The sequence below is a fragment of the Burkholderia sp. NRF60-BP8 genome, assembly GCF_001522585.2.
Lineage (GTDB): Bacteria > Pseudomonadota > Gammaproteobacteria > Burkholderiales > Burkholderiaceae > Burkholderia.
The window spans coordinates 1,129,509-1,155,591 of record NZ_CP013373.1 but is presented as its reverse complement, the minus strand read 5'-3'; the positions used below and the strand labels follow the sequence as shown (position 1 = coordinate 1,155,591).

27 protein-coding genes are annotated in these 26,083 nt (G+C 67.5%); 8 read left to right on the top strand and 19 right to left on the bottom strand.

Annotated features, from left to right (window positions below):
• Nucleotides 1-9 precede the first annotated feature (9 nt).
• The 15 genes from lepA to WS54_RS18655 all read right to left on the bottom strand — a co-directional run bounded on the left by lepA (nucleotide 10) and on the right by WS54_RS18655 (nucleotide 13,395).
• Nucleotides 10-1,803 (bottom strand): translation elongation factor 4, encoded by a 1,794-nt coding sequence (gene lepA / locus WS54_RS18725; RefSeq protein WP_034206779.1) that lies wholly within the window; start codon nucleotides 1,801-1,803, stop codon nucleotides 10-12.
• A gap of 196 nt (nucleotides 1,804-1,999) precedes the next feature.
• Nucleotides 2,000-2,236: a glutaredoxin family protein gene (locus tag WS54_RS18720; protein WP_011544941.1), complete on the bottom strand. Its 237-nt coding sequence runs from the start codon at nucleotides 2,234-2,236 to the stop codon at nucleotides 2,000-2,002.
• A gap of 7 nt (nucleotides 2,237-2,243) precedes the next feature.
• Nucleotides 2,244-3,728, bottom strand: coding sequence for a DegQ family serine endoprotease (locus tag WS54_RS18715; RefSeq protein WP_059779754.1), 1,485 nt, complete (start codon nucleotides 3,726-3,728; stop codon nucleotides 2,244-2,246).
• Between the two features lie 16 nt (nucleotides 3,729-3,744).
• Nucleotides 3,745-4,797: a MucB/RseB C-terminal domain-containing protein gene (locus tag WS54_RS18710; protein WP_011544940.1), complete on the bottom strand. Its 1,053-nt coding sequence runs from the start codon at nucleotides 4,795-4,797 to the stop codon at nucleotides 3,745-3,747.
• Nucleotides 4,798-4,802: 5 nt separating this feature from the next.
• Nucleotides 4,803-5,420, bottom strand: a complete 618-nt coding sequence (locus WS54_RS18705) for a sigma-E factor negative regulatory protein (RefSeq protein ID WP_034206776.1) — start codon at nucleotides 5,418-5,420, stop codon at nucleotides 4,803-4,805.
• Between the two features lie 86 nt (nucleotides 5,421-5,506).
• On the bottom strand, nucleotides 5,507-6,106 hold the full coding sequence (rpoE, locus tag WS54_RS18700) for an RNA polymerase sigma factor RpoE (protein ID WP_006490873.1): 600 nt from the start codon (nucleotides 6,104-6,106) through the stop codon (nucleotides 5,507-5,509).
• 91 nt (nucleotides 6,107-6,197) lie between these two features.
• Nucleotides 6,198-6,662, bottom strand: a complete 465-nt coding sequence (locus WS54_RS18695) for a protein YgfX (protein WP_059779753.1) — start codon at nucleotides 6,660-6,662, stop codon at nucleotides 6,198-6,200.
• 10 nt (nucleotides 6,663-6,672) lie between these two features.
• Entirely contained in the window at nucleotides 6,673-7,905 is a 1,233-nt protein-coding gene (fabF, locus tag WS54_RS18690; protein WP_034206774.1) for a beta-ketoacyl-ACP synthase II, read from the bottom strand.
• 164 nt (nucleotides 7,906-8,069) lie between these two features.
• Nucleotides 8,070-8,309, bottom strand: a complete 240-nt coding sequence (acpP, locus tag WS54_RS18685; RefSeq protein WP_004197638.1) for an acyl carrier protein — start codon at nucleotides 8,307-8,309, stop codon at nucleotides 8,070-8,072.
• Nucleotides 8,310-8,453: 144 nt separating this feature from the next.
• Nucleotides 8,454-9,203 carry a 3-oxoacyl-ACP reductase FabG gene (gene fabG, locus WS54_RS18680; protein WP_034206773.1) on the bottom strand — a complete coding sequence of 250 codons (750 nt, stop codon included), beginning with the start codon at nucleotides 9,201-9,203 and terminating at the stop codon, nucleotides 8,454-8,456.
• A gap of 36 nt (nucleotides 9,204-9,239) precedes the next feature.
• Nucleotides 9,240-10,172 (bottom strand): ACP S-malonyltransferase, encoded by a 933-nt coding sequence (fabD, locus tag WS54_RS18675; protein ID WP_059779752.1) that lies wholly within the window; start codon nucleotides 10,170-10,172, stop codon nucleotides 9,240-9,242.
• Between the two features lie 84 nt (nucleotides 10,173-10,256).
• Nucleotides 10,257-11,246, bottom strand: coding sequence for a beta-ketoacyl-ACP synthase III (locus tag WS54_RS18670; RefSeq protein ID WP_034206771.1), 990 nt, complete (start codon nucleotides 11,244-11,246; stop codon nucleotides 10,257-10,259).
• Nucleotides 11,247-12,353: a phosphate acyltransferase PlsX gene (plsX, locus tag WS54_RS18665; protein WP_034206770.1), complete on the bottom strand. Its 1,107-nt coding sequence runs from the start codon at nucleotides 12,351-12,353 to the stop codon at nucleotides 11,247-11,249.
• A gap of 129 nt (nucleotides 12,354-12,482) precedes the next feature.
• Entirely contained in the window at nucleotides 12,483-12,662 is a 180-nt protein-coding gene (rpmF, locus tag WS54_RS18660) for a 50S ribosomal protein L32 (protein WP_006051932.1), read from the bottom strand.
• Nucleotides 12,663-12,759: 97 nt separating this feature from the next.
• Nucleotides 12,760-13,395 (bottom strand): YceD family protein, encoded by a 636-nt coding sequence (locus WS54_RS18655; protein WP_034206769.1) that lies wholly within the window; start codon nucleotides 13,393-13,395, stop codon nucleotides 12,760-12,762.
• Between the two features lie 230 nt (nucleotides 13,396-13,625).
• Between WS54_RS18655 and WS54_RS18650 the strand changes: the two genes are divergently transcribed.
• Together WS54_RS18650 and WS54_RS18645 are read left to right on the top strand one after the other, a co-directional pair.
• Entirely contained in the window at nucleotides 13,626-14,258 is a 633-nt protein-coding gene (locus WS54_RS18650) for a Maf-like protein (protein ID WP_059779751.1), read from the top strand.
• The gene (locus WS54_RS18645) at nucleotides 14,255-14,977 is read left to right on the top strand and encodes an SAM-dependent methyltransferase (RefSeq protein ID WP_059501598.1); all 723 of its coding nucleotides are present in this window, start codon (nucleotides 14,255-14,257) and stop codon (nucleotides 14,975-14,977) included. The genes WS54_RS18650 and WS54_RS18645 overlap by 4 nt, the downstream gene beginning before the upstream one ends.
• A gap of 90 nt (nucleotides 14,978-15,067) precedes the next feature.
• On the opposite strand, the gene WS54_RS18640 is transcribed toward WS54_RS18645, so the two are convergent.
• Genes WS54_RS18640 through WS54_RS18625 form a run of 4 tightly spaced genes read right to left on the bottom strand, consistent with a single transcriptional unit; the run spans nucleotide 15,068 to nucleotide 18,140 of the window.
• The gene (locus WS54_RS18640) at nucleotides 15,068-16,060 is read right to left on the bottom strand and encodes a S49 family peptidase (RefSeq protein ID WP_059779750.1); all 993 of its coding nucleotides are present in this window, start codon (nucleotides 16,058-16,060) and stop codon (nucleotides 15,068-15,070) included.
• 12 nt (nucleotides 16,061-16,072) lie between these two features.
• Nucleotides 16,073-16,474, bottom strand: coding sequence for a Rieske (2Fe-2S) protein (locus WS54_RS18635; RefSeq protein ID WP_034206765.1), 402 nt, complete (start codon nucleotides 16,472-16,474; stop codon nucleotides 16,073-16,075).
• Nucleotides 16,471-17,130, bottom strand: a complete 660-nt coding sequence (locus WS54_RS18630; protein ID WP_034206764.1) for an HAD-IA family hydrolase — start codon at nucleotides 17,128-17,130, stop codon at nucleotides 16,471-16,473. The genes WS54_RS18635 and WS54_RS18630 overlap by 4 nt, the downstream gene beginning before the upstream one ends.
• Nucleotides 17,131-17,135: 5 nt before the next feature.
• Nucleotides 17,136-18,140, bottom strand: coding sequence for an RluA family pseudouridine synthase (locus WS54_RS18625; RefSeq protein ID WP_034206763.1), 1,005 nt, complete (start codon nucleotides 18,138-18,140; stop codon nucleotides 17,136-17,138).
• A gap of 720 nt (nucleotides 18,141-18,860) precedes the next feature.
• On the opposite strand from WS54_RS18625, the gene WS54_RS18615 reads away from it, so the two are divergent.
• The 6 genes from WS54_RS18615 (at nucleotide 18,861) to WS54_RS18590 (ending at nucleotide 26,082) form a co-directional block, all read left to right on the top strand.
• Nucleotides 18,861-21,986 carry an Rne/Rng family ribonuclease gene (locus tag WS54_RS18615; RefSeq protein ID WP_059779747.1) on the top strand — a complete coding sequence of 1,042 codons (3,126 nt, stop codon included), beginning with the start codon at nucleotides 18,861-18,863 and terminating at the stop codon, nucleotides 21,984-21,986.
• A 130-nt stretch (nucleotides 21,987-22,116) separates the two neighbouring features.
• Nucleotides 22,117-23,229, top strand: coding sequence for a GTP 3',8-cyclase MoaA (gene moaA, locus WS54_RS18610; RefSeq protein ID WP_059779746.1), 1,113 nt, complete (start codon nucleotides 22,117-22,119; stop codon nucleotides 23,227-23,229).
• A gap of 28 nt (nucleotides 23,230-23,257) precedes the next feature.
• A complete protein-coding gene (gene mobA / locus WS54_RS18605) occupies nucleotides 23,258-23,878 on the top strand; it encodes a molybdenum cofactor guanylyltransferase MobA (RefSeq protein WP_059779744.1) in 621 nt (206 codons plus the stop codon).
• 110 nt (nucleotides 23,879-23,988) lie between these two features.
• Nucleotides 23,989-25,287: a molybdopterin molybdotransferase MoeA gene (gene moeA, locus WS54_RS18600; RefSeq protein ID WP_059779743.1), complete on the top strand. Its 1,299-nt coding sequence runs from the start codon at nucleotides 23,989-23,991 to the stop codon at nucleotides 25,285-25,287.
• A 37-nt stretch (nucleotides 25,288-25,324) separates the two neighbouring features.
• Nucleotides 25,325-25,600 carry a hypothetical protein gene (locus tag WS54_RS18595; RefSeq protein ID WP_006476519.1) on the top strand — a complete coding sequence of 92 codons (276 nt, stop codon included), beginning with the start codon at nucleotides 25,325-25,327 and terminating at the stop codon, nucleotides 25,598-25,600.
• Nucleotides 25,597-26,082 (top strand): GNAT family N-acetyltransferase, encoded by a 486-nt coding sequence (locus WS54_RS18590; RefSeq protein WP_059779741.1) that lies wholly within the window; start codon nucleotides 25,597-25,599, stop codon nucleotides 26,080-26,082. Before WS54_RS18595 ends, WS54_RS18590 begins: the two co-directional genes overlap by 4 nt.
• Nucleotide 26,083 lies beyond the last annotated feature (1 nt).

Sequence of the window (26,083 nt, the reverse complement as noted above, 5' to 3'; positions counted from 1 at the left end):
TCAGTCCTGTTATTTGTCTTCGACGCGCAAGATCGCGAGGAACGCCTCCTGCGGGATCTCGACCGAACCCACCTGCTTCATGCGTTTCTTACCTTCTTTCTGCTTCTCGAGCAGCTTCTTCTTGCGCGTGATGTCGCCGCCATAGCACTTCGCGAGCACGTTCTTGCGGAGCGCCTTGATGTTCTCGCGCGCGACGATGTGCGCGCCGATCGCGGCCTGGATCGCCACGTCGTACATCTGGCGCGGGATGATCTCGCGCATCTTCGCGGCGACTTCGCGGCCGCGATATTGCGATTGCGACCGGTGCACGATGATCGACAGCGCGTCGACCTTGTCGCCGTTGATCAGCATGTCGACCTTCACGACGTCCGACGAACGGTACTCCTTGAACTCGTAATCCATCGACGCATAGCCGCGCGATACCGACTTCAGGCGATCGAAGAAGTCGAGCACGATCTCGGCCATCGGAATCTCGTACGTGAGCTGCACCTGGCGACCGTGATACTGCATGTTGATCTGCGAGCCGCGCTTCTGCTCGCACAGCGTGATCACCGAGCCGACGTAATCCTGCGGCATGTACAGGTTCACGGTGACGATCGGCTCGCGCACTTCGGCGATGCGGCCAGGCTCCGGCATCTTCGCCGGATTCTCGACCATGATCGTCGAGCCGTCGCTCTGCACGACCTCGTAGACGACCGTCGGCGCGGTCGTGATGAGATCCATGTCGAACTCGCGCTCGAGCCGCTCCTGCACGATTTCCATGTGCAGCAGCCCGAGGAAGCCGCAACGGAACCCGAAACCGAGCGCCTGCGACACTTCCGGCTCGTACTGCAGCGATGCGTCGTTCAGCTTGAGCTTCTCGAGCGATTCGCGCAGCGCGTCGTACTGGTTCGCCTCGACCGGATACAGCCCCGCGAACACCTGCGGCTTCACTTCCTTGAAGCCCGGCAGCGGCTCGGCAGCGGCCTTGGTCGCGTGCGTGACGGTATCGCCGACTTTCGCGGCCGTCAGTTCCTTGATGCCCGCGATGATGAAGCCCACCTGCCCGGCCGACAGCGACTCGAGATTGCGCGACTTCGGCGTGAACACGCCGACGTGCTCGACCGGATACTGCGCGCCGGTCGCCATCATCTTGATCTTGTCCTTCGGACGCAGCGTGCCGTTGACGATGCGCACGAGCATCACGACGCCGACGTAGTTGTCGAACCACGAATCGATGATCAGCGCCTGCAGCGGCGCGGCCGGATCGCCCTTCGGCGGAGGCACCTTCGCGATCAGCGACTCGAGCACGTCCTCGACGCCGAGGCCCGTCTTCGCGCTGCAGTGCGTCGCGTCGGTCGCGTCGATGCCGATCACGTCCTCGATCTCCGCGATCGCGTTCTCGGGGTTCGCGGCCGGCAGGTCGATCTTGTTCAGCACGGGCACGACCTCGACGCCGAGCTCGATCGCCGTGTAGCAGTTCGCGACCGTCTGCGCCTCGACGCCCTGACTCGCGTCGACGACCAGCAGCGCGCCCTCGCACGCGGACAGCGAACGGCTGACCTCGTACGAGAAGTCGACGTGCCCCGGCGTGTCGATCAGGTTCAGGTTGTAGACCTTGCCGTCGCGTGCGCGATAGGACAACGCGGCAGTCTGCGCCTTGATCGTGATGCCGCGCTCGCGCTCGATATCCATCGAGTCGAGCACCTGCGCTTCCATTTCACGGTCGGCGAGGCCGCCGCATACCTGGATGATGCGATCCGCGAGCGTCGACTTGCCATGGTCGATGTGGGCGATGATCGAGAAATTGCGAATATGATCCATTCAGTGCCGATCAAGCGAAAAAGGCGCGCTCACGACTGCGGAGCACGCCTTGTAAGTCGGTGAAAAAACGGCTTATTTTAGCCGAAAAGGCTTACGCCGGGCGGGATTTCGGACGCCCCGCCACGCGGGAGCCCGGCCGAGCCGACCGCCGGATCGTGCCCCGTGCGAAGCGGCGCCGGCTCGCGGCGGACCCGGCTCAGCGCCGGGACGCCAGCGCGTCACGCACCCGCGCGTCGTCGAACCGGTGGCGGCACACTTCCGCGCCGTCCAGCAGCAGCACGGGCACGTCCTCGTCGTAACGCGCGACGAGCGCCGCATCGGTGTCGATGTCGATGTAGTCGACCGCGACGCCGAATTCGGCCGCCACCGGCGCCAGTGCGTCGCGCATGTCGTCGCACAGGTGGCACCAGCCGCGGCCGTAGAGCGTGAACATCGGCGCGTTACTTCTGGCGCGGCCGCACGGGCACGAACTGCGTGTTGTCGCCACGCCGCACGAGCACCGCGACCGCCTTCTGCGGATCGAGCTGCGCGGTCACGTCGGCGAACTGCTTCGCGCTCGTGATGTCGGTGTCGCCCACCCGCAGCACGATGTCGCCGCGCTGCAGGCCCGCACGGGCGGCCGGGCCGTCGACGCCGTCGATCTGCACGCCGTTCTTCAACTTCAGCGTCTTCATCTGCTCCGCCGTCAGGTCGCTGACCGTCAGGCCGAGCGAATTGGTCTGGCGCGGCTTCTGCGGCGCGTTCTTGCGCTGCTCGGCCTTCGCCGTCGACTCGGCCGGCGTCTCGGCGATCGTGATCGGCAGATCGCGCGCCTGACCCTTGCGCCACACGCTGACCGTCGCCTTCGTGCCAGGCTTCGTGTCGCCGACCATGCGCGGCAGATCCGACGCCGCATCGACCGGACGGCCGTTGAACTTCAGGATGATGTCGCCCGGCTGGATGCCGGCCTTGTCGGCGGGGCCGCCCGGCTCGACGCTGCTGACGAGCGCGCCTTCGGCCTTCGGCAGCCCGATCGAGTCGGCCACGTCCTTCGTCACCTCGCCGATCGCCACTGCGATGCGGCCGCGCGTGACCTTGCCCGTCGCCTTCAGCTGGTCGGCCACGCGCATCGCCTCGTCGATCGGAATCGCGAACGAAATGCCCATGAAACCGCCGGTGCGGCTGTAGATCTGCGAGTTGATGCCGATCACCTCGCCCTGCATGTTGATCAGCGGGCCGCCCGAGTTGCCGGGGTTCACGGCGACGTCGGTCTGGATGAACGGCAGATAGTCGCCCGTGTTGCGGCTCTTCGAGCTGACGATGCCGGCCGTGACCGTGTTGTCGAGGCCGAACGGCGAACCGATCGCGACGACCCATTCGCCGACGCGCACCTTGTTCGAATCGCCGATCGCGACGACCGGCAGGTTCGACGCCTGGATCTTGACGACCGCGACGTCCGTGCGGTCGTCGACGCCGATCAGCTTCGCCTTGAATTCGCGCTTGTCGGTCAGCGTCACGTAGATGGTGTCCGCATCGTCGACGACGTGCGCATTGGTCATCACGTAACCGTCGGCCGACACGATGAAGCCCGAGCCGACGCCGCGGTTCTGCTCGGTGTCGGGCGGATTGTCCGGCGCCGGCGCGTTCTTCGGGTTGCCGCCGTTACCGGGCGCCTGCGGCAGCGGAATGCCGAAGAAGCGCCGGAAGAATTCGGACATGTCGCCGTTGTCGAAGCCGGGCGGGAGCATCCCGCGCGGGCCGCTCGTCGGCACGTTGGCGGTGGTCCGGATGTTCACGACGGCCGGGCCGACCTTTTCGACCAGATCGGCAAAGTCGGGCAGGCTGGCAGCGGGAGCCGTCACAGCGAACGCGGTATGCGGCACGAGCGGCAGGCAGGCAGACAGCGCCGCCGCCGCGAGCCATTTGCGCAGCGTGAGTTTCATCATGTCGGAAGCCGTAGCGTTACTTGGAAGCCTTGTATTCTATGGCAGACGCGAACTGCTGCAACGTGGCCGGCGGCACTTCGCCGAGCACGGTGATCCAGTAGTCGCCGCGGCGCTTCACGAGAACGTGCGTCGCACCGGTGCTGCCCGCGCCTTCCTTGCGCGTATTCTTTTCGGCCGGCTCGATGAAAACCGAGATCGTCGCGAGGCCGTCGGTGAAGACGGCCTGATCGACCGGGATCGGCGGATCGCCCGCATCGCGCGCGGCCATCGGCCGGCGCACTTCACGAATCTTCTGGAAGCCGGCGACGCTCGGCGCAAGCTGCCAGCCCTGCGCTTCCATGTCGACCGCTGCGACCGGCGGGCGCACGACCGTCCAGCCGCTCAGATTGCGCATGCCGGCTGCAATCGCGGCCTTGTCGCCGCTTGCGCCACCCGTCTGCAGTTGCGAGAACGCGATCTGTTCGAGCACGTGATCGTTCGCGTCGAGCGTCTGCGAACGCAGCAACAGCCCGGTGCGCGCATCGGCCCACAGCTTGTACGTGAAACGATACGCATCCTTCGGCACGAGCTCGACGACCTGCGCGTCGATCCCGGCCACGCGGTCCTTGCCGAGCGACTTCGCATCGTAGACGGACATCACGTGCTCGCCGCTCGCGCCGAGCAGCGCGGGGAACGAGTCACGCGTCTGACGGCGCTCGACCACGCACAGCTTGCGTTCGGGCACGAACGTATACAGCTCGTCGTTGTGCCGCAGCAGCTTGCGCGGCTTGCCGTCGAGCGTCTCGATCCGCTCGAACTCGCCGTCGCGGGACGAGACGTGCGCGATGCGCGACGACTGCACGTACCCGCCTCGCTGGTAGACGAACGTACCTTCGTAGCTCTGCTGCTGCGCCGCCTGCTGGACGCGGTCGAGCCAATCAGCGGCGCCCTTGCGGGTCGCGACGGGATCGTCCGGTTGCTGGGCGCTGGCGGGAAGGGATTGAACGGACAACAGGGCGGCTGCGCAAAGCAAAAGGGCCGGCAGCCGCTTCCATCCGGAGATGGCGTGATTCAACTGCAATGTCCGCATCGGGGTTATTGGCCTGGCGTGGTGGTCACGGCAGCGCGGATCAGCGGCATCGAACCCGTGACGACGGGCTGCTGCGCGAATTGCTGGTGCGCTTCAAGGTATTGGTCGAGGCTGGCGTCGCGAATGATGTTGACGTCCTGCAGGCCCGGCTGGGCCGATGCCTGCGCAACCGTCACGCGCTGCAGGTTGCCGGTCTGCGGCGCGCCTACCGATGCGACCTGGACGGCGCCCGGGGCGCCGGCCGTCTGCATCTGCGGGACGACGATCCACGTCAGCGTGGCGGCCGCGGCGGCCACCGCGAACGCGGGCACGACGCGGCGGCGCAGCGACAGCAGCTTGCGCGCAACCGGCGCGGCCGCCGGCGCCAGCAGGTGCGGCTCGCTTTCGAGCGCAGCCGACATGCGCGCGGTGAACGCGACGCTCAGCGCGGGCGACAGCGCGAGCTCGTCCGAGCGCAGCGCATCGCCGATCAAGTGGTACTGGGCCCATACGGCGCGATCCGCGCGGTCGAGTTCAGCCAGAAACTGCCCGTGATCCGGGCCGTCGAACATTTCGCCGTCGACCAGCGCGGAAATGCGCTCGCCGCGCGAGCACGCTTGCGATTGCGTATTGACCGACCCCATGATGCTCCCCATCTTGCACACCCCGTCGTGACTTCACGACTCTATCCGTAACTAGACCCCGACCCGCGTCGTTCCGCCCGTCGCGCTTACCAGCGCTTGCCTTCGGGCGTATCGAGCAGCGGACGCAATTTGGCAGCGATTGCTTCGCGTGCGCGGAAGATCCGCGACCGGACCGTCCCGATCGGACAGCCCATCATTTCCGCGATCTCTTCGTAGCTCAGGCCCTCGATCTCGCGCAGCGTGATTGCCTGGCGCAGTTCTTCGGGCAGCAGAGCCATTGCAGCGTTGACCGTCTCGGCAATCTGCTTGCTCATCAACATCGACTCAGGCGTGTTGATATCCCTTAGTTGGTCTGCATCGGAGAAAGTTTCCGCTTCCTCCGCATCGGCCTCGGTCGAGGTCGGCGCCCGGCGGCCTTGCGTCGCAAGGTAGTTCTTCGCCGTATTGACGGCAATCCGGTACAACCACGTATAGAACGCCGATTCGCCGCGGAATTGCGGCAGCGCACGATACGCCTTGATGAACGCGTCCTGGGCCACATCCTCGACCTCGGCGGGATCCCGCACGAGGCGCGAGATCAGCCGAATGATCTTGCGGTGGTATTTGGAGACCAGGAGTTCGAACGCTGCCTTGTCGCCCTTCTGTACGCGCTCGACCAGAGCCTGATCGATTTCTTTTTCACTCACCTGACAAATCCGTTAACTAGGGATGCAACGCGGAGCGCTATTGTAGCGTTCCGGCGCCGGACGCTGGTTACGGCCGGTAACCGTGCCGCCGTCATGCCCGCCCGGCCGCCCCGGCCGTCCTCGCCAGCACCGACAGCGCGCTGAACGATGCGGCATCGAGCGCGTCGGCCGGAATCAGCAGCGGCCGGGCCCGCCGCGCGCCCTGCCCGACCGACAGCACCAGCAGCAGGCTGCTCCAGTGCGCGTGGCCGGTCACGCGGCCGCGGGCCAGCAACTGCCCGGTGCGGCCAAACGCCGCAATCTCCCCGAAGGCATCGATCCGCAGCTCGGCCGGGAGCCGGCGGGCGCAGGCCCGCGCCGCCCATACGGCCAGCAGTGCCGCCGTCGCGGCCGACACGCCCGCGCCGGCGGCAGCGCCCGCGCGCGGCGCCCAGAACAGGTACGCCGACGCGGCAGCCGACGCGACGAACGCGGCCAGCACGAGATACGACACGGCCGAGGCCCGCAACGCGAAGCGCTGCGGACGCCCGGCCGGAGCATCGAATGGACTCGTCAAGCGATTCGACTCAGACGCGCTTGAACACCAGCGTGCCGTTGGTCCCGCCGAAGCCGAAGTTGTTCTTCACGGCCACGTCGATCTTCATGTCACGCGCGGTGTTCGCGCAGTAATCGAGATCGCACTCGGGGTCCTGGTTGAAGATGTTGATGGTCGGCGGCGACACGTTGTTGTGCAGCGCCAGCACCGTGAACACCGATTCGAGGCCGCCCGCGCCACCCAGCAAGTGACCCGTCATCGACTTCGTCGAGTTGACCACCATCTTGTACGCGTGCTCGCCGAAGGCCGCCTTCACCGCGTCGGACTCGTTCTTGTCGCCCAGCGGCGTCGACGTGCCATGCGCATTCAGGTACTGGACCTCGTCGGCGTTCACGCCGGCGTCGCGCAGCGCCGCGACCATGCAGCGGCGCGGGCCGTCCATGTTCGGCGCGGTCATGTGGTACGCGTCACCCGTCATGCCGAAGCCCGAGACTTCCGCGTAGATCTTCGCGCCGCGCGCCTTCGCCGCCTCGTACTCCTCGAGCACCATCACGCCGGAACCCTCGCCCAGCACGAAGCCGTCGCGGTCCTTGTCCCACGGCCGCGACGCGGTAGCGGGATCGTCGTTGCGGGTGGACAGCGCGCGCGCCGCCGCGAAACCGCCGATGCCGAGCGGCGACACCGTCGATTCGGCGCCGCCCGCGACCATCACGTCCGCGTCGCCGGCCTGGATCAGGCGCGCGGCGAGGCCGATGCTGTGCAGGCCGGTCGTGCAGGCCGTCACGGCCGCGAGGTTCGGGCCCTTCAGGCCGAACATGATGCTCAGGTGACCGGAGATCATGTTGATGATCGAACCCGGCACGAAGAACGGCGAAATGCGGCGCGCGCCGCGATCGACGTAGGTCTGGTGCGTATCTTCGATCATCGGCAGCCCGCCGATGCCGGAACCGACCAGTACGCCGATGCGTTCCGCGTTGGCTTCGGTCACTTCCAGCCCGCTGTCGCGGATAGCCTGGACGCCGGCGGCGATGCCGTAATGGATGAACGTATCCATGTTCCGGGCTTCCTTCGCCGGGATGTACTCCTCGGCGCTGAAACCCTTCACTTCACCCGCGAAATGGCAGGCGAGGTTCGACGCATCGAACTTCGTGACGGTGGCAATACCGGACTTGCCGGCGACGAGATTGGCCCAGCCGTCGGCAACATTATTGCCAACAGGCGAAATCAGCCCCAGGCCTGTAACGACAACACGACGGCGGCTCACGGTAACCTCTTTTCCATTATTGGATGACAAAAACAAAAGCCACAGTGGCCACAGGAATCAGCCCTGCGAGCCCTGTGGCTGTTAGTCCGTCCGGCGCGAAGCCGGCAGGATGGCGCGTCAATCGCGAAGATCGCGGCGACGTGGCGGACAAGCGCGAAAGGCGCTTACGCCTTGACGTTTGCGCGAGCGTAGTCGATCGCTTGCTGAACGGTCGTGATCTTCTCTGCTTCTTCGTCCGGGATTTCCATGCCGAACTCGTCTTCGAGCGCCATCACCAGTTCGACCGTGTCGAGCGAGTCGGCGCCCAGGTCGTTCACGAACGAAGCTTCGTTCTTGATCTCGGCTTCGGCGACGCCCAGTTGTTCAGCGACGATCTTCTTGACACGTTGTTCGATGTTGTCCATTACCCCTCCGAGGGAAAGTTCAGATTTACAAGTGCGCGCATTTTATCAGGTTTGCTGACGCCAAAACGCGCGTTGGCTTGATGGTCGATCAAGCGCCGATCCGCCTGAAAAACGGGATACGGCGCGGATGGTAAACGAAAACCGTTACGACATGTACATGCCGCCGTTCACGTGCAGCGTCGTGCCGGTGATGTAACCGGCCTGCGGCGAGGCGAGGAACGCGACGGCATGGGCGATGTCTTCCGGGCTGCCGAGGCGGCCGAGCGGAATCTGGGTCTTGAGCGCGGCCTGCTGTTCTTCCGGCAGCGTCTTCGTCATGTCGGTGTCGATGAAGCCCGGCGCCACGCAGTTCACGGTGATGCCGCGGCTGCCGATTTCGCGCGCGAGCGCACGCGTCATGCCCGCGACGCCGGCCTTCGCGGCCGCATAGTTGACCTGACCCGGATTGCCGGCCGAGCCGACCACCGACGTGATGTTGATGATACGGCCGCCGCGCGCCTTCATCATCGGGCGCAGCACCGCACGCGACAGACGGAACACCGACTTCAGGTTGGTGTCGATCACCGCGTCCCAGTCCTCGTCCTTCATCCGCATCGCGAGCTGGTCCTGCGTGATGCCCGCGTTGTTGACGAGCACGTTCAGCGCGCCGAATTCCTTCACGGTCGCATCGATCAGCGCTTCGGCAGCCGCCGCGTCGTTGACGTTCAGCACCGCGCCGCGGCCCGCGACACCCGCTTCCGCGAACGCCGCGGTGATCGCGGCGGCGCCCGATTCGCTCGTCGCCGTGCCGATCACCGTCGCGCCCAGACGCGCGAGTTCGAGCGCGATCGAGCGGCCGATGCCGCGCGACGCGCCGGTCACGATCGCAACCTGTTTATCGAGAGTCTTGTCCATGAATCGAATATCCGTTGCTTGGGAAAAGGCGCCGCGTCAGGCGGTCACCAGCTTGAGCGCTTCGTCGAGCGAAGCCGGATCGAACACCGACGCCCCCGTCAGGTTGCCGTCGATGCGCTTCGTCAGGCCGGCGAGCACCTTGCCCGGACCGCATTCGATCACGTGCGTGACGCCCGTGCCCGCGATGTGCCGCACGCATTCGACCCAGCGCACCGGGCCCGCGGCCTGGCGCACCAGCGCATCCTTGATCGCGGCCGGATCGCCGACCACGGCGACGTCGATGTTGTTGACGACCGGAATCTGCGGCGCCTTCACGTCGACACTCGCGAGATAGTCGCGCAACTGATCCGACGCCGGCTTGAGCAGCGACGAATGGAACGGCGCCGACACCGGCAGCGGCAGCGCGCGCTTCGCGCCCTTCGCCTTTGCGATTTCGCATGCCTTTTCGACCGCAGCCTTGCTGCCTGCGATCACGACCTGCGCGGGCGCATTGAAGTTCACCGCTTCGACGACGCCCGCTTCCGCGGCTTCGGCGCACACCGCACGCACCGTGTCGTCGTCGAGGCCCAGGATCGCGGCCATGCCGCCCTGGCCGACCGGCACGGCCGTCTGCATCGCCTGCGCGCGAAAACGCACGAGCGGCACCGCGTCCTTGAACGCGAGGGCGCCGGCCGCGACGAGCGCCGTGTATTCGCCGAGGCTGTGGCCGGCGACGATCGACGGCGCCGGGCCGCCCGCCTGCTGCCACGCGCGGTAGCACGCGTACGCTGCGGTCAGCATCACGGGCTGCGTGTTGGTGGTCAGGTTCAGCTCTTCGGCCGGACCTTCGGCGATCAGCTTGCCGAGATCCTGATCGAGCGCATCGGACGCTTCCTGGAGCGTCTCGCGCACGACGGCCAGATCGGCGAATGCGTTGAGCATGCCGATCGCCTGAGAGCCCTGCCCCGGAAAAACGAATGCAAATTTCATATCGTCCCCAATTGAATCGATTCGGACGGCGCACGCGAACGGCGCGCCGACGGGATCCGCGCGCGGCTTGTCGCGCGCCGCGGATCAGAAGCGGAAGACCGACGCGCCCCAGGTGAAGCCGCCGCCGACGCCTTCGATCAGCACGTGCTGACCGCGCTGGATGCGGCCGTCGCGCACCGCGGCGTCGAGCGCCAGCGGGATCGACGCGGCCGACGTGTTGCCGTGCTGGTCGACCGTCACGACCATGCGCTCCTGCGGCAGGCCGAGCTTGCGGCAGGTGCTGGTCATGATGCGGATGTTGGCCTGGTGCGGAATCAGCCAGTCGATTTGCTCGGGCGCGAGATTCGCCTTCGCGAGCGCTTCGATCGCGACTTTTTCCAGCACGTTGACCGCGAGCTTGAACACGGCCTGCCCGTCCATGTGCAGGAACGCGCTGCCGTCGATCACGCCGCGATTGACGTTGCCCGGCGTGCACAGGATGTTCGAGTAGCTGCCGTCCGCGTGCAGCGCGCTGCCCAGCACGCCCGGCTCTTCCGATGCGGACAGGATCACCGCGCCCGCGCCGTCGCCGAACAGCACGCAGGTCGTGCGGTCCTTGAAGTCGAGAATGCGCGAGAACGTCTCCGCGCCGACCACGAGCGCCGTACGGTGCTGGCCGCTGCGGATGAAACTGTCGGCCGTCGCCATCGCGTACGCGAAGCCCGAGCACACGGCCTGCACGTCGAATGCCGCGCCGCCGTTCTTGATGCCGAGCTTGTTCTGCAGCAGGCACGCGGTGCTCGGGAACACGAAATCGGGGGTCGAAGTCGCGACGATGATCAGGTCGATCGACTGCGGATCGACACCGGCCGCTTCGATCGCACGACGCGACGCTTCGAGCGCGAGATCGCTCGTCGTGACGTCGGGTGCGGCGAAATGGCGCGCGTGGATGCCCGTACGCGCCACGATCCATTCATCGCTCGTCTCGATGCCTTCCTTCGCAAGACGATCGGTCAACTGCTGGTTCGTGACGCGGTCGGGCGGCAGGAAGCTGCCCGTGCCGAGCACGCGGGAATAGAGAGTCGATTGGGCCATTTATGCTTTAGAGGATTGCGCAGCGGAAGGTTCGGCGTGATGGCCTGCGGCCGGGCTTGCATGGCCCGCGCCGCCCGCGTCGTGCTCGCCGTCGCCGAGCGACGCCGAATTATCCGCCATCGCGCGCGCGAGGCGCTCCAGCACCCCGTTTTTGACGGCATCATACCCGCGTTTGATCGCCCACTCAAACGCGTAGGCGTCGGCCGAGCCGTGGCTCTTGATCACGAGGCTCTTCAGCCCCAGCAGCGCCGCGCCGTTGTACTGGCGGTGGTCGACGCGCTTCTTGAAACGCATCAGCACGGGCAGCGCGAGCAGCGCCATCAGCTTCGACATCAGCGAACGGCCGAACTCCTCGCGGATGATGTCCGACAGCATCTGCGCGAGCCCTTCGGACGTCTTCAGCGCGACGTTGCCGACGAAGCCGTCGCAGACAATCACGTCGACGGTGCCCTTGTAGATGTCGTTGCCTTCCACGTTGCCGCGGAAATTGAGCGTGCTGGCGCGCAGCAGCTCGCCTGCGCGCTTGATCGTCTCGTTGCCCTTGATGACCTCTTCGCCGATGTTCAGCAGGCCGATCGTCGGGCGCTCCTTGCCTTCGAGCGCGGCCACCAGCGCGTGCCCCATCTCCGCGAACTGCAGCAGATGCTGCGGTTCGCAGTCGACGTTCGCGCCGAGGTCCAGCATCATCGTGTAGCCGGTCGGGTTCGGCAGCGCGAACGCGATCGCGGGCCGCTCGATGCCGGGCAGCGTCTTGAGTACGTAACGGGAAACGGCCATCAACGCGCCGGTATTGCCGGCGGAAATGCAGGCCTGCGCCGCGCCTTCCTTGACGTGGTTGAGCGCGACGCGCATCGAAGAATCCTTCTTCTTGCGCAGCGCCACTTCGACAGGGTCGTCCATCGCCACGACTTCGGTGGCGGGCACGATGGTCAACGCGGGATCGTCGAGGGCTTTCAGCTTCTTCAGCTGAGCGCGAATCGCGCTTTCGATGCCGACGAGCATCAGGTGCGCATCGGGATGCGCGCGGACGAACTTGACTGCCGCGGGAACGGTCACGGACGGGCCGTGGTCGCCTCCCATGCAATCGATTGTGAGCTTTACGGTCATGGAATGCGACGAATTTCAGGCACAAAAAAGCGGCAGTTGAATGCCGCCTTTTTGTCGAGCCAGGAAAGTGTCAAGCGAACCAGTTGTCACGCGAACGGCGAGCGTAGCGCGCAACGCGTGACTTGACGCTTAGTCGTTCTTCGTCTTGACGACTTTCTTGCCGCGATAGTAGCCGTTCGGGCTGACGTGGTGACGCAGGTGCACTTCACCCGTGCTCGGCTCGACTGCCAGCGGCGCTGCCGTCAGGAAATCGTGCGAACGATGCATGCCGCGCTTCGACGGCGACTTCTTGTTTTGCTGGACTGCCATGACTAACTCCTAAATAATTTTCCGGATTCTAACACAGCCCGATCCGGCGCTTAACTACCCTGGCCCAAAGCCCTACGCCTTCCCGCGCCACAACTGCTCAGTGTTTCTTGGTGCCGTCACCGTCCTTCTTCAACGCTTGCAGCGCTGCGAACGGATTCGGCCGTTTGCCTTCGTCCCCGGCTTCGTCGGACTCCTCGTCCGACTCTTCCGCGGGACCGCTCGCGCCCGACACGAGGCTTTCGTGAACTGCCGGGCAAACCTCGTGCTTGGGCACGAGCGGCAACGAAAGCAGCAATTCCTCTTCGATCAAGTCGACGAGATCGAACTGGCGCGAGCCCACGATCACATCGGCTTCATCGTCGTCGAGCGGAAATTCCTCGGCTTCTTCTTCGGTCGCGACGATCCGGTACGTCATGTCGACGTCGAACGCCTGGTCGTACGGCGTCATGCAGCGCTGGCACGTGAGCCATGCATGGCCGTGCACCGCGAGGCGCAGATACGGCTGCTGCCCGTCGGCGCCGTCGTCCTGCAACTCTTTCTGCGTGAACCCTTCCGCCTGCCACGTGAAGACCGTGTCGCGATCCGGCGCGTCCGTCGGCACTTCGTTTAACATGCGCGGCAGTTGCGAGAGACGCACGGCCCCGGCCGCCTGCCGCCCGCTGCGGGCGAACTCGAACAGGTCGACCGCATGCGGATCGAGGGCCGCTGCAGGTTTGCCAGAAGAAGTGTTCATGCGCGCTCCTGCCTACAGGCTGACTTGCGGGATCCGGCTTGGCACCGCTCGCGTACGGCTCATCGAGGGATGCCGTACTTTACTTCCGAAGACCCGGCAGGCGCCACCACAGCGAAGCCTGCCGACGAAAAGCGGGAAAGCATACCTGTTTTACCTTTTGCGGTCAATCACTTAAGCTTGCGTCCGCGCAACGCCGCGCCACACCTGACGACTCATCGACCCAACCGACCATGCCGGATACCGTTTGCCGCCCGCCGCGGCTGATTCTTGCCTCCAGTTCCCGCTACCGCCGCGCGCTCCTCGAGCGCCTCGGCGTACCGTTCGACGTCGTGTCGCCCGACCTCGACGAAACTCCGCGCGCCGGCGAAACGCCGGCCGCGACCGCGCTGCGTCTCGCCGGCGCGAAGGCGCGCGCCGTGGCCGCGACGATCGACGCACCGGACGGCGTGCTCGTGATCGGGTCGGACCAGGTCGCGACCTTCGACGGGCGCCAGATCGGCAAGCCCGGCACGCATGAGCGCGCGCTCGCGCAGCTCGTGTCGATGCAGGGCCGCGAAGTCGAATTCCATAGCGCGCTCTGCCTGTACGACAGCCGTACGGACGACGCGCAGATCGAGGACATCGTTACGCACGTGCGCTTCCGTTCGCTGCCCGAAGCCGAACTCGACGCCTACCTGCGCGCGGAAACGCCGTACGACGTGGCCGGCAGCGCGAAGTCCGAAGGGCTCGGCATCGCACTGCTCGACGCGATCGACTCGGACGACCCGACCGCGCTCGTCGGCCTGCCGCTGATCGCCCTCACGCGGATGCTGCGCGCCGCCGACTACCCGCTGTTTGCCATCACCCGAGGAGACCGCGCATGACCGCCGGCACGCTTTATCTCGTCCCCAACACGCTCGGCGAAGGCGACGAATCGATGCTCGCCGCCGTGCTGCCCGCGGCCGTGCAGGCGCGCGCCGGCACGCTCGGCTATTACATCGGCGAAAACGCGAAAACGACCCGCGCGTTCCTGAAGAAGATCGGCACGACGCGCCCGATCCAGGAAATCGAGATCAGCGAGCTGAACGTGAATACGCCGGCCGGCGCCGTCGACCGGCTGCTCGCGCCCGTGCTGGCCGGCGCGGACGCCGGACTCGTGTCGGAGGCCGGCTGCCCTGCCGTCGCCGACCCCGGCGCGCTGCTGGTGCGCCGCGCGCACGAGCGCGGCGTGAAGGTCGTGCCGCTCGTCGGGCCGAGTTCGATCCTGCTCGCGCTGATGGCGTCGGGCCTGAACGGCCAGAGTTTCGCGTTCAACGGCTACCTGCCGGTCGATGCGGCCGCGCGCGCGAAGCGCCTGCGCGAACTCGAGCAACTGTCGCGCAAGGCGCGCCAGACGCAGATCTTCATCGAAACGCCGTACCGCAATCACGCGATGCTCGACACGCTGGTCGCGACCTGCGCGCCGTCGACGCAGATCTGCGTGGCGGCCGATCTGACCCTTGCGACCGAGACGATCGCGAGCCGCACGGTGGCGGATTGGAAAAAGGCGCCTGCGCCGAATCTGCACAAGCGCCCCGCGATCTTCCTGCTGCTCGCGAATTGATGCCACGACCGGCGCTCGCCGGTCGGCAACCGATGAAAGTGAAAGACGGGCCGTCGCGGCCCGCCGATTGCCGCCGTCGGCCGCCGGCCGTCAGCGCAGGTTGACCGACGCGCCGCCGGCCGTCAGCGCCTTCATCGCGGCGCCCCCGACGGCCGCGCCGAACTTGCGCGCGACACGATTCGTCAGGCTTTCCTTCACCGTATAGTCGACCAGATCCGGTGCCTTCAGCACGTCGCGCGCGACCGTGTCGGTCGTGCCGTAGCCGTCGGCGAGCCCGAGCTCGACGCTCTTCTCGCCGGTCCAGAACAGGCCCGAGAACATGTCGGGTGTCTCGTGCAGCCGCTTGCCGCGGCCGTCCTTCACGGCCTTGATGAACTGCGCATGCACCTGATCGAGCAGCGCCTGCGCGTGCGCATCCATCTTCGGCGTTTCCGGCGAGAACGGGTCGTAGAAGCCCTTGTTTTCGCCCGACGTATGCAGGCGCCGTTCGACGCCGAGCTTGCCCATCAGCCCGGTGAAGCCGAACCCGTCCATCAGCACGCCGATCGACCCGACGATGCTCGCCTTGTCGACGAAGATCTTGTCGGCCGCGGACGCGATGTAATAGCCGCCCGACGCGCACATGTCGGTCACGACGACGTACAGCGGCTTGTTGGGATACTTGCCGCGCAACCGCCGGATCTCGTCGTAGACCATCCCGGCCTGCACCGGGCTGCCGCCCGGGCTGTTGATTCGCAGCACGACGCCGACCGTGCCGTCGTCGTCGAACGCGGCGTCGAGCGCCGTGTTGATGTCGTCGGCGTTCGCGTTGACGCCGGCCGCGATTTCGCCGTCGATCGTCACGAGCGCCGTATGCCGCCCGCTCGACGAAAACTTCGAATCGCTCGAGAAATCGATCAGCGCGAACGCCAGCAGCACGAACACGCCGAGAAACGCGAAGCGGAAGAAGATCTTCCAGCGCCGTGCCGCGCGCTGCTCCTTGACGGCCGCGAGCGCGATCCGCTCGAGCGCCGCGCGCTCCCAGCCCGGGTCACGGTCGTCGGGACGGGAGGAGGAATCCGGGAAATTCGGTTGGTCGGCCATGCAATGGTGTCGTCAGTCGGTCGTGGCGGGAGTGGCGGGATGCAGATCGGCATCGGGCACCCAGAATACCGCACGCCCGTCGGGCGTGTCGCGCTCGTCGACCTCGACCGGCCGCAGGCGGCCGCCGCGGCACGGGCCGCCGACGCACTTGCCGGTATCCGGCGCGTAGATCGCGCCATGCGTCGCGCACATCAGATAGAGGCCCGACGACTCGAAGAACTGCCCTTCGGCCCAGTCGAGCTCCATCGGCACATGCGCGCAGCGGTTCAGGTAGCCGTAGGCGCGGCCGTCGTAGCGCACGAAGAACACGACGGCCTGCTCGCCGCGCAGTGTCGCGTCGACGCGCACGCCGGCGCCGCCGTCGATCAGCGCGTCCGACGCGCACACGCGCACGGCGTCCGGCGCCGCGCTCATGCGTGCTCCCGCAGCCATGCGGCCAGCGCGCCGACGTCCGGCGCGACGAAGCGCGGCGCGAGCGCCGCCAGCGCGTCGGCCGTGTGCGCGCCGTACGACACCCCGACGCCTGCCGCGCCGGCGCTGGCGGCCATTTGCAGGTCGTGCGTGGTGTCGCCGATCATCACGGTGCGCGACAGGTCCTGCCCCAATTCCCGCGACAACTCGTGCAGCATCGCCGGATGCGGTTTCGAGAACGTCTCGTCCGCGCAGCGCGTCGCGTCGAACCAGCTCGTCAGCTTCGACTGGTCGAGCACGCGATTCAGCCCGACCCGCCCCTTGCCAGTCGCGACGGCGAGCAGGTAGCCCGTGTCGCGCAGTTCGGCGAGCAGCTCGCGCACGCCGGCGAACAGCTCGATGCGCTGGTCGTCGAGCAGATAGTGGTAGCGGTAGCGCTCGGCGAGCCGCGCGTAGTCGGACGGATCGAGGGTCGGCGCCGCGATCCGCAGCGCATCGCGCAGGCCAAGGCCGATCACGTAGCGGGAAGCCTCGTCGGACGGCGTGGGCAAGCCGAGATCGCGGCACGCGGCCTGGATGCTGTGCGCGATGTGCGCGGTCGAATCCATCAGCGTGCCGTCCCAGTCGAAGACGATCAGGTCAAATTGCTGTCGGGCCATGCGGTTCAGGCGGTATCGCGCAATGCGCTGAGTTGGTCGAGAAAGCGCCGGCATTCGGCCGGCAGCGGCGCATCGAACTGCAGCGCCTCGCCGGTCAGCGGATGAGCCAGCCGCAGCCGGTGCGCATGCAGGAACATCCGTTTCAGCGACGGCTGCGCGTTCGCGCGCGCCAGCGCCTTGTTCAGTGCGAAATCGCCATACTTGGCGTCGCCGGCGATCGGCAGGCCGAGATGCGCGAGGTGCACCCGGATCTGATGGGTCCGACCCGTTTTGAGTTCCGCTTCGACGAGCACATAGTCGGACCAGCGGTCGACGAGGTTGAACACCGTATGCGACGGCAGCCCGTCGTCCTGCACGCGCACGCGGCGCTCCCCTTCCGGGGTCGAATACTTGAACAGCGGCGCCTTCACCGCGCGGCGCCGGCCCCAGTCGGGCTGCCATTCGCCGTGCGCGCATGCGAAGTAGCGCTTGTCCATCCGGTTCTCGCGGATCTGCTCGTGCAGGCCCACGAGCGCCGTGCGCTTCTTCGCGAGCATCAGGATCCCGGACGTCTCGCGGTCGAGCCGGTGCACCAGTTCGAGGAATTTCGCACGCGGGCGCGCCTGGCGCATCTGCTCGATCACGCCGAACGCGACGCCGCTGCCGCCGTGGACCGCGACCCCGGCCGGCTTGTCGATGACGAGCATCGCGTCGTCCTCGTACAGCACGTCGAAATTCGCGGGCGGCACGACGGGCGTGTCGGCGCGCGCGAGGTCGGCCGCGGCCACGCGCACCGGCGGCACGCGGACGAGGTCGCCGAGCGCCAGGCGATACTGCGCATCGATCCGGCCCTTGTTGACGCGCACTTCGCCGCTGCGGAGGATCCGGTAAATATGGCTTTTCGGCACGCCTTTACAGACGCGCAACAGGAAATTGTCGATCCGCTGACCGGCCGAGTTTTCGTCGATCTCGATCGTCGATACCTGGCCGCTTGCGACCGAATTCTGGGATATTTTGCCTAACTCATTCATACTGAATATAATTTTGCCCAGCCTGACGTTGTGGGTGGCCTGATCGGCCGGCCCCGGCTGAATTGGGCAAGGCGCAAGCGCAAACTGCTATTTTACTTGCGCCGGGGGTCCGCTGCTCGCCCCTAATCAAAGAGAAGCAGCAAGTTGCACGCACGGCGCCGCCCGTCGGCAAGGATCGCGCCCACAGGCGGATTCGGTCGGCAAGGCGCCGCGGTAACGGAAAGTTGGTTGAAAAGAATTTGATCGGCAGCCCGGCGGCGCGAAGTACGTCCGCAGGCTGCCGGTTGCGAAAATTACGGCGTTGCGCCCGATTTGGCCCCGCGAAGCGTGCGGGGCTTGGCGACGTCAAACCAGGGAAGTACACCCCAAGCGGGAAAGTCGGGCTGGATTCGATACTCCCCGCTGCGGCCCAAGCCGCAGCATCTGCCGCCCGTCGGCGCGCGCGACGCATTGTGCGCGCCCGTGGCAATGCCCGGACAGGCTTAGCGCGCTTTTGCAGCGTGCGGTGTGTGAACGCCGTGCTTTGAAGCCGTATTCGCAGGTGCCCTATGGCCGCCGGCCCCGTCTTTCGGGCCCAAGCGCCTCTTCAGGCAATTCTCCCCGCCAGCGTTCCCGCTCCAGCGTGCTCGTGACAACACAACAAGGTGCGGCCTGCCGTCGTTCCCGCCCTCGCGCCTGACAACCGCGAGGCGTCGGCAGCGGAGCCGCCTGGAGCCGTTCATGAAACGCATGCTGTTCAATGCGACGCAGCAGGAGGAGCTGCGCGTCGCCATCGTCGATGGGCAAAAGCTCATCGACATCGACATCGAAACCGCCGGGCGCGAACAGCGCAAAGGCAATATCTACAAAGGTGTCATCACCCGTATCGAGCCGTCGCTCGAAGCGTGCTTCGTCAACTACGGCGAAGACCGCCACGGCTTCCTGCCGTTCAAGGAAGTCGCCCGCCAGTACTTCAAGGACGGCATCGACATGCGCTCCGCGCGCATTCAGGATGCGCTGCGCGAAGGCCAGGAGCTGATCGTCCAGGTCGAGAAGGAAGAGCGCGGCAACAAGGGCGCGGCCCTCACCACCTTCATCTCGCTCGCCGGCCGTTACCTCGTGCTGATGCCGAACAATCCGCGCGGCGGCGGCGTGTCGCGCCGGATCGAAGGCGACGAGCGCCAGGAACTGCGCGAAACGATGGCGCAACTGCAGATTCCGGACGGCATGAGCATGATCGCCCGTACCGCGGGCATCGGCCGCAGCGCCGAGGAACTGCAGTGGGACCTGAACTACCTGCTGCAACTGTGGCGCGCGATCGAGGCCGCGTCGCAAAGCGGCAACGCCGGCCAGCCGATGCTGATCTATCTGGAATCGAGCCTCGTGATCCGCGCGATCCGCGACTATTTCCAGCCGGATATCGGCGAAATCCTGATCGATACGAACGAAATCCACGATCAGGCCCGCGCATTCATGGACATCGTGATGCCGGACAACGTCGCGAAAGTGAAGCGCTACCACGACGACGTGCCGCTGTTCTCCCGCTTCCAGATCGAGCACCAGATCGAAACCGCGTACTCGCGCACGGTCCCGCTGCCGTCCGGCGGCGCGATCGTGATCGACCACACCGAAGCGCTCGTCGCGATCGACGTGAACTCGGCGCGCGCGACCAAGGGCGCGGACATCGAGGAAACGGCCACCCGCACGAACCTCGAAGCGGCCGACGAAGTCGCCCGCCAGCTGCGCCTGCGCGACCTCGGCGGCCTGATCGTGATCGATTTCATCGACATGGAATCGGCGAAGAGCCAGCGTGAAGTCGAGCAACGCCTGAAGGACGCGCTCAAGCACGACCGCGCGCGCGTCCAGATGGGCAAGATCTCCCGCTTCGGCCTGATGGAGCTGTCGCGCCAGCGCCTGCGTCCGGCGCTGTCGGAAGGCAGTCACGTCACGTGCCCGCGCTGCAACGGCACCGGCCACATCCGCGACACCGAATCGTCCGCGCTGCAGGTCCTGCGGATCATTCAGGAAGAAGCGATGAAGGAGAACACCGCGGCGATCCACTGCCAGGTGCCGGTCGAGGTGACCGCCTTCCTGCTGAACGAAAAGCGTCAGGAAATCAACAAGATCGAGTCGCGCTTCAAGGTCGGCATCGTGCTGATCCCGAACAAGCACCTCGATACGCCGCACTACAAGCTCGAGCGCCTGCGTCACGACGACGCGCGCCTCGACGATCCGCGCGCGTCCTGGAAGATGGCCGAGGAAGCGGCCCGCGAGCTCGAGTCGGAAACGGGCTACAGCAAGCGTGCGGCCGAAGTGAAGCCGAAGCAGGAAGCCGCGGTGAAGGGCATCACGCCCGAGCGTCCGGCGCCGAGCCCGGCCCCGCAGCGTCCGGTCGAGCCCGTTGCGGCTCCGGCGGCGCCCGTCGCCGCGGCAAGCGGTGGCTTCATCGGCTGGCTGAAGGGGCTGTTCGGCGTGTCGCCGGCACCGGCACCCGCACCGGTCGCACCGGCACCGGCGAAGGAGCAGGCAGCCCGTCCGGCGCGCGAGCGCACCGAAAAGACCGAGCAGCGCGGCGGCGATCGCAATCGCAACCGTCGCGGCGGCGCCCAGCAGGCGCAAGGCGGCCGCGACCAGGCAGCGGCGGGCCGTGGCCAGCCGCAACGCCAGGAACGCGAAGGCAAGGAAGTGCGCGAACCGCGTGAAGGCCGTGAGCCGCGCGAGGGTCGTGAACTGCGCGAAGGCCGGGAAAACCGCGAAGGTCGCGAAAACCGCGAGGGTCGCGAGGGCCGTGGTCCGCGCGAAGGCCGTGAGCCGCGCGAAGGCCGTGAGCCGCGCGAACCGCGCGAAAACCGCGAACCGCGCGAGCGTGTCGAACAGCCGGAAGGCGTCGAAGCAGCCGGCCGCGGCGAGCGCCAGGAACGCGGCGAGCGTCGCGAGCGCGGCGAACGCCGCAAGCCGATCCAGCATGCGGCCACGCTCGAAACCGTCACCCGCGGCGAAAACCATCCGGAACCGGAAACCGACAAGGCCGTTGCAGAAGCCCTGCCCGGCGCGGAGCCGGCAGCCGATGCGGAAGCCGGCGCACGTGACGGCGAAGAACGCCGCCGTCGCCGTCGCGGCCGCCGCGGCGGTCGTCGCGAGCGCGAGGAAGATGGCGCAGTCGACCAGGCCGAGCAAGGCGCCGAAGGCGACGTCGCCGCGCAAGCCGTGACGCCGAATGCACCGGTCGCAGCCGAGCCGGCCCACACGGCCGCACCGGCAGTCGTCGCGGCCGTGGCAAGTGCGGTCGCAGTGGAAGCCGTCGCCGAGCAGCATGCCGCTCCGGCCGCCGTCGAAGCGCAGCCGGCACCGGCAGCCGAAGCGGCACCGGCCGAGCCCGTCGTCGCCGTCCAGGCAGCCGAACCGGCACCGGTCGCACCGGCGGCGGCGGAAGCAGGCCCGGCGCCGGTCGCGGTGTCGCCGACCGATGCGTTCGAAGTGCCGGCAGCCGCTCCGGCCGCTGTCGAGGCGCCGCAAGCCGCACCCGTCGAGCCCGCCGCACCGGCCGTCGCGATCGAAGCCGCTCCGGTGGCGGTCGAGGCGCCGGTCGAGGCAGCACCGGCAGAGGCCGTCGCTGCACCGGCACCCGCCCCGACACCGGCTCCCGCCCCCGCCCAACCGGCAGCCGCGCCCGCTTCGGCGAGCCTGGATGCCGTGCTGGAGCAGGCCGGTCTCGTCTGGGTGAACACGGACGCCGACAAGTTCGCGGCCGCGCAGGAAGCCGCATCGCGACTCCCGCGCCCGGCCCGCGTACCGCGCGAGCGCAAGGTGCTGCCGCCGGTCGATACGGCCCCGATGCAGCAGGTCGAAACGACGACGCACCACTGAACGGCGCATCGCACGACCAGGAAAAGCCCGCCTCCGGCGGGCTTTTTCATGCCCGTGCTGCGGGTTTCCGCCCCCGGACCCGCCGGCCGGTTGCGGCTAAAATAGCAGTCTGGTCCGTACTTCTTCCAACATGTCCCGACGCATCATTCCCCTCGCCGACGTCAGCGGGATGCCGGACGTCTCCGGCGTCGCGCATGCCCCCGACGGCACGCTGGCCGACACGTTCGCCAGGCCGCTGCGCGACCTGCGCATTTCGGTGACGGATCGCTGCAATTTCCGCTGCGTGTACTGCATGCCGCGCGCCGTCTTCGACAAGGACTACCCGTTCCTGCCGCACAGCGCGCTGCTCACGCACGAGGAAATCGAGCGCGTGGCGCGGCTCTTCGTCGCACACGGCGTCGAGAAGATCCGCATCACGGGCGGCGAGCCGCTGCTGCGCAAGAACCTCGAATTCCTGATCGAGCGGCTCGCGCGTCTGACGACGCACGCCGGCCGCCCGCTCGACCTGACGCTGACGACCAACGGCTCGCTGCTCGCGCGCAAGGCGCGCGCGCTGAAGGACGCCGGGCTCACGCGCGTCACGGTCAGCCTCGATGCGCTCGACGATGCGCTGTTCAAGCGCATGAACGATGCCGAGTTCGCGAGCGCCGACGTGCTCGACGGCATCTTCGCCGCGCAGGCCGCGGGCCTCGCGCCGGTCAAGGTCAACATGGTCGTGAAGCGCGGCACCAACGACGGCGAGATCCTGCCGATGGCCGAGCGCTTCCGCGGCACCGGCGTGATCCTGCGTTTCATCGAATACATGGACGTCGGCACGTCGAACGGCTGGAACATGACCGAGGTGCTGCCGTCGGCGGACGTCGTCGCGCGTATCGCCGAACACTTCCCGCTCGTGCCGCTCGAGCCGCACACGGCGGCCGAAACCGCGCAGCGCTGGGGCTATGCGGACGGCAGCGGCGAGATCGGCGTGATCTCGAGCGTCACGCAGGCCTTCTGCGGCGACTGCACGCGCGCGCGACTGTCGACCGAAGGCAAGTTGTACCTGTGTCTGTTCGCGTCGGCGGGCCACGACCTGCGTGCGCTCGTGCGCGGCGGCGCAAGCGATGCCGAGATCGCGACCGCGATCGCCCGCATCTGGCAGGCGCGCACCGACCGCTATTCGCAGCTGCGCGGCAGCGCATCGTCCGACGCCGCGCCCGAGGGCGCCGGCAAGCGCGTCGAAATGTCGTATATCGGCGGCTGACGCCCGCCGCTCTTTCCGCCCGCGCACGATGTCCGCTCCCGCGTCCGCCCCGTCGATCGCCGGCCTGCTGCTCGCAGGCGGGCGGGCCACCCGCATGGACGGCGTCGACAAGGGCCTGCAATTGCTCGACGGTACGCCGCTCGCGCTGCACGTGCTGCGCCGGCTGTCGCCGCAGGTCGACGAGACGCTGATCAGCGCGAATCGCCATGCCGATCGCTATGCCGAACTCGGTGCGCCGTTCGACGCGCGCATCGTCGCCGACGAAACCCCCGACTTCCCCGGGCCGCTCGCGGGCCTGCTTGCCGGCATGCGCGCGGCGCGCGCGCCGCTGCTCGCGTGCTCGCCATGCGATACGCCCTATCTGCCCGTCGACCTCGTCGCGCGGCTGCATGCGGCGCTCGACGCGCAGCAGGCCGACATCGCGATGGCGATTACCGTCGACGCGCGGCAGATGCGCTCGCCGCAGCCGACGTTCGCGCTGCTGCGCACGTCGCTGGCCGACGACCTGGCCGCCCGGCTCACGGCCGGCGACCGCAAGGTGCGTGCGTGGTACGCACGCCACAAGACGGTCGAAGTCGAGTTTCGCGACGAGCGTGCGTTTTACAATGCCAACTCCTGGCAGGAACTCGCCGCGCTGGCCCGCCGCTGACGGCCCGTGCCGTTCCCGCCCGGCGCCCGCCACACGCGAAACCCGCGCCCCGGCACCCTCCTCGCGCCACCGGCCACGAACCCGATACGCCTCGCGGCGCAGTCCGACTGATGATCACGCAATCCTCGCCCGCTTCCCGAACCGCACCCGGCCCCGATGCCCCGCTGTCGCTCGCCGACGCGCAGGCGCTCGCGTGCCGCTTCGCGGCGCCGGTCGACGCGTACGACACGGTGACGCTGCGCGACGCGCTCGACCGCGTGCTCGCGGCCGACGTGAGCGCGCCGTTCGACATTCCCGCGTACGACAACTCGGCAATGGACGGCTATGCGTTCGACAGCAGCAGCGCAGCATTCGCGTCGGCGCAGAGCGAGGTCGCGATGACGGTCGCCGGCACCGCGTTCGCCGGCCATCCGTTCGACGGCGCCGTGGCGGCCCATGCATGCGTGCGCATCATGACCGGCGCGCCGATGCCGGCCGGATGCGACACGGTGATTCCGCAGGAACGCGTACGCGTCGATGGCGACACGATACGGTTCGCCGCACACGACGTCGCGCGCGGCGCGAACTGCCGCAAGGCCGGCGAGGATCTCGCGCGCGGCGCCTGCGCGCTCGCCGCGGGCCGTATCCTGCGGCCATCGGATCTGGGCCTGCTCGCGTCGTTCGGGGTCACCGACGTCACGGTGCGCCGGCGCGTGCGCGTCGCCGTGTTCTCGACCGGCGACGAGCTGCGCGAGCCCGGCGAACCGCTCGGCCGCGGCGCACTGTACGACAGCAATCGCGGGATGCTGATCGCGATGCTCGCACGGCTGCACGTGGACACGATCGATCTCGGGATCGTCCGGGACGACCCGGCCGCGCTCGAAGCCGCATTGCGCGACGCCCTCGCCGCGCAGGCCGATGCGGTCATCACGTCGGGCGGCGTGTCGGTCGGCGAAGCCGACTTCACGCGCGACGTGATGGCGCGGCTCGGCGACGTGACGTTCGCGAGTCTCGCGCTGCGGCCCGGCCGGCCGCTCGCGTGCGGCACGCTCGCACGCCCGGGCGACAGCGCCGGCCACGCGCTGTTCTTCGGGCTGCCCGGCAATCCGGTCGCCTCCGCCGTGACGTTTTACGCGATCGTGCGCCCCGCACTGCTGACGCTGGCCGGTGCGCAGACGCCGCCGCCGGCGATGTACACGGCGCTCAGTACGCAGCCGTTGAAGACGCGTCCCGGCCGCACCGAATACCTGCGCGGCATCGCGACGCGCGCCGCCGACGGCCAATGGCACGTCGCGCCGGCCGGATCGCAAAGCGCCGCGTCGCTGAGCGGTCTCGCGGCCGCCAACTGTTTCATCGTCCTGGGCCACGATACCGCGGCAATCGACGCGGGCGCCCCGGTCGACATCCTGCCGCTCGACGGCCTGATCTGAATTCCAATCGGTATATCACTACGGGGGCAATCCGCACATGAAGAAACAAATCTCGTCGATCGCCGCGGGGCAGACCGCAAAGGCGCTGATCCTCGTCTACCTGACGTTCAGCGTGCCGATCGTGCTGCTCGGCATTCTCGTCGCGTATATCCGTTACGGGATGGTCGAGTTGAGCACGATCCTGAGCGCGCTGCTGCTGAACGCGATCCTCGGTTTCGTGCTGCTGTGGATCGCATGCCATGCGTACAACTGGGTCGCGTCGCGCTTCGGCGGCATCGAGATCGTGCTGTCCGATCCGCCGGAGGAAGCGTGAGCGGCACGCCGCTGATCCGCGCGGCCGACCCGCGCGACGTCAGCGCGATCCTCGCGCTGATGCGCGAGCTGGCCGAGTTCGAGAAGCTCACGCATCTGTTCGTCGCGACCGAAGCCGATCTCGCCGACGCGCTGTTCGGCGAGCACCCTGCCGCCGAGGCACGGGTGGCCGAGCAGGACGGCGCGATCGTCGCGTATGCGCTGTTCTTCCACAACTATTCGACGTTCCTCGGCCGCCGCGGGCTGTATCTCGAGGATCTGTACGTGCAGCCGTCGCAGCGCGGCACGGGCCTGGGCACCGCGATGCTGCGTCATCTCGCGGCACTCGCCGTCGAGCGTCGTTGCGCGCGCTTCGAATGGTCGGTCCTCGACTGGAACCAGCCGGCGATCGATTTCTACGAGAAGATGGGCGCGACCGTGCTGCCGGAGTGGCGCATCGTGCGCGTGACGGGCGACGCGCTGGACACGCTCGCCGCGCACTGAG

Excerpts from the sequence above, each read along its gene's own strand:
- fabG (WP_034206773.1), bottom strand. The coding sequence starts at position 9,203 with ATGGACAAGACTCTCGATAAACAGGTTGCGATCGTGACCGGCGCGTCG.
- acpP (WP_004197638.1), bottom strand. The coding sequence starts at position 8,309 with ATGGACAACATCGAACAACGTGTCAAGAAGATCGTCGCTGAACAACTG.
- WS54_RS18640 (WP_059779750.1), bottom strand. The coding sequence starts at position 16,060 with ATGGCCGACCAACCGAATTTCCCGGATTCCTCCTCCCGTCCCGACGAC.
- WS54_RS18615 (WP_059779747.1), top strand. The coding sequence starts at position 18,861 with ATGAAACGCATGCTGTTCAATGCGACGCAGCAGGAGGAGCTGCGCGTC.
- WS54_RS18650 (WP_059779751.1), top strand. The coding sequence starts at position 13,626 with ATGCCGGATACCGTTTGCCGCCCGCCGCGGCTGATTCTTGCCTCCAGT.
- moaA (WP_059779746.1), top strand. The coding sequence starts at position 22,117 with ATGTCCCGACGCATCATTCCCCTCGCCGACGTCAGCGGGATGCCGGAC.
- WS54_RS18710 (WP_011544940.1), bottom strand. The coding sequence starts at position 4,797 with ATGCGGACATTGCAGTTGAATCACGCCATCTCCGGATGGAAGCGGCTG.
- WS54_RS18630 (WP_034206764.1), bottom strand. The coding sequence starts at position 17,130 with ATGGCCCGACAGCAATTTGACCTGATCGTCTTCGACTGGGACGGCACG.
- WS54_RS18635 (WP_034206765.1), bottom strand. The coding sequence starts at position 16,474 with ATGAGCGCGGCGCCGGACGCCGTGCGCGTGTGCGCGTCGGACGCGCTG.
- WS54_RS18625 (WP_034206763.1), bottom strand. The coding sequence starts at position 18,140 with ATGAATGAGTTAGGCAAAATATCCCAGAATTCGGTCGCAAGCGGCCAG.
- WS54_RS18645 (WP_059501598.1), top strand. The coding sequence starts at position 14,255 with ATGACCGCCGGCACGCTTTATCTCGTCCCCAACACGCTCGGCGAAGGC.
- WS54_RS18715 (WP_059779754.1), bottom strand. The coding sequence starts at position 3,728 with ATGATGAAACTCACGCTGCGCAAATGGCTCGCGGCGGCGGCGCTGTCT.
- WS54_RS18595 (WP_006476519.1), top strand. The coding sequence starts at position 25,325 with ATGAAGAAACAAATCTCGTCGATCGCCGCGGGGCAGACCGCAAAGGCG.
- WS54_RS18655 (WP_034206769.1), bottom strand. The coding sequence starts at position 13,395 with ATGAACACTTCTTCTGGCAAACCTGCAGCGGCCCTCGATCCGCATGCG.
- WS54_RS18720 (WP_011544941.1), bottom strand. The coding sequence starts at position 2,236 with ATGTTCACGCTCTACGGCCGCGGCTGGTGCCACCTGTGCGACGACATG.
- WS54_RS18705 (WP_034206776.1), bottom strand. The coding sequence starts at position 5,420 with ATGGGGTCGGTCAATACGCAATCGCAAGCGTGCTCGCGCGGCGAGCGC.
- moeA (WP_059779743.1), top strand. The coding sequence starts at position 23,989 with ATGATCACGCAATCCTCGCCCGCTTCCCGAACCGCACCCGGCCCCGAT.
- WS54_RS18670 (WP_034206771.1), bottom strand. The coding sequence starts at position 11,246 with ATGGCCCAATCGACTCTCTATTCCCGCGTGCTCGGCACGGGCAGCTTC.
- lepA (WP_034206779.1), bottom strand. The coding sequence starts at position 1,803 with ATGGATCATATTCGCAATTTCTCGATCATCGCCCACATCGACCATGGC.
- mobA (WP_059779744.1), top strand. The coding sequence starts at position 23,258 with ATGTCCGCTCCCGCGTCCGCCCCGTCGATCGCCGGCCTGCTGCTCGCA.
- plsX (WP_034206770.1), bottom strand. The coding sequence starts at position 12,353 with ATGACCGTAAAGCTCACAATCGATTGCATGGGAGGCGACCACGGCCCG.
- fabD (WP_059779752.1), bottom strand. The coding sequence starts at position 10,172 with ATGAAATTTGCATTCGTTTTTCCGGGGCAGGGCTCTCAGGCGATCGGC.
- rpmF (WP_006051932.1), bottom strand. The coding sequence starts at position 12,662 with ATGGCAGTCCAGCAAAACAAGAAGTCGCCGTCGAAGCGCGGCATGCAT.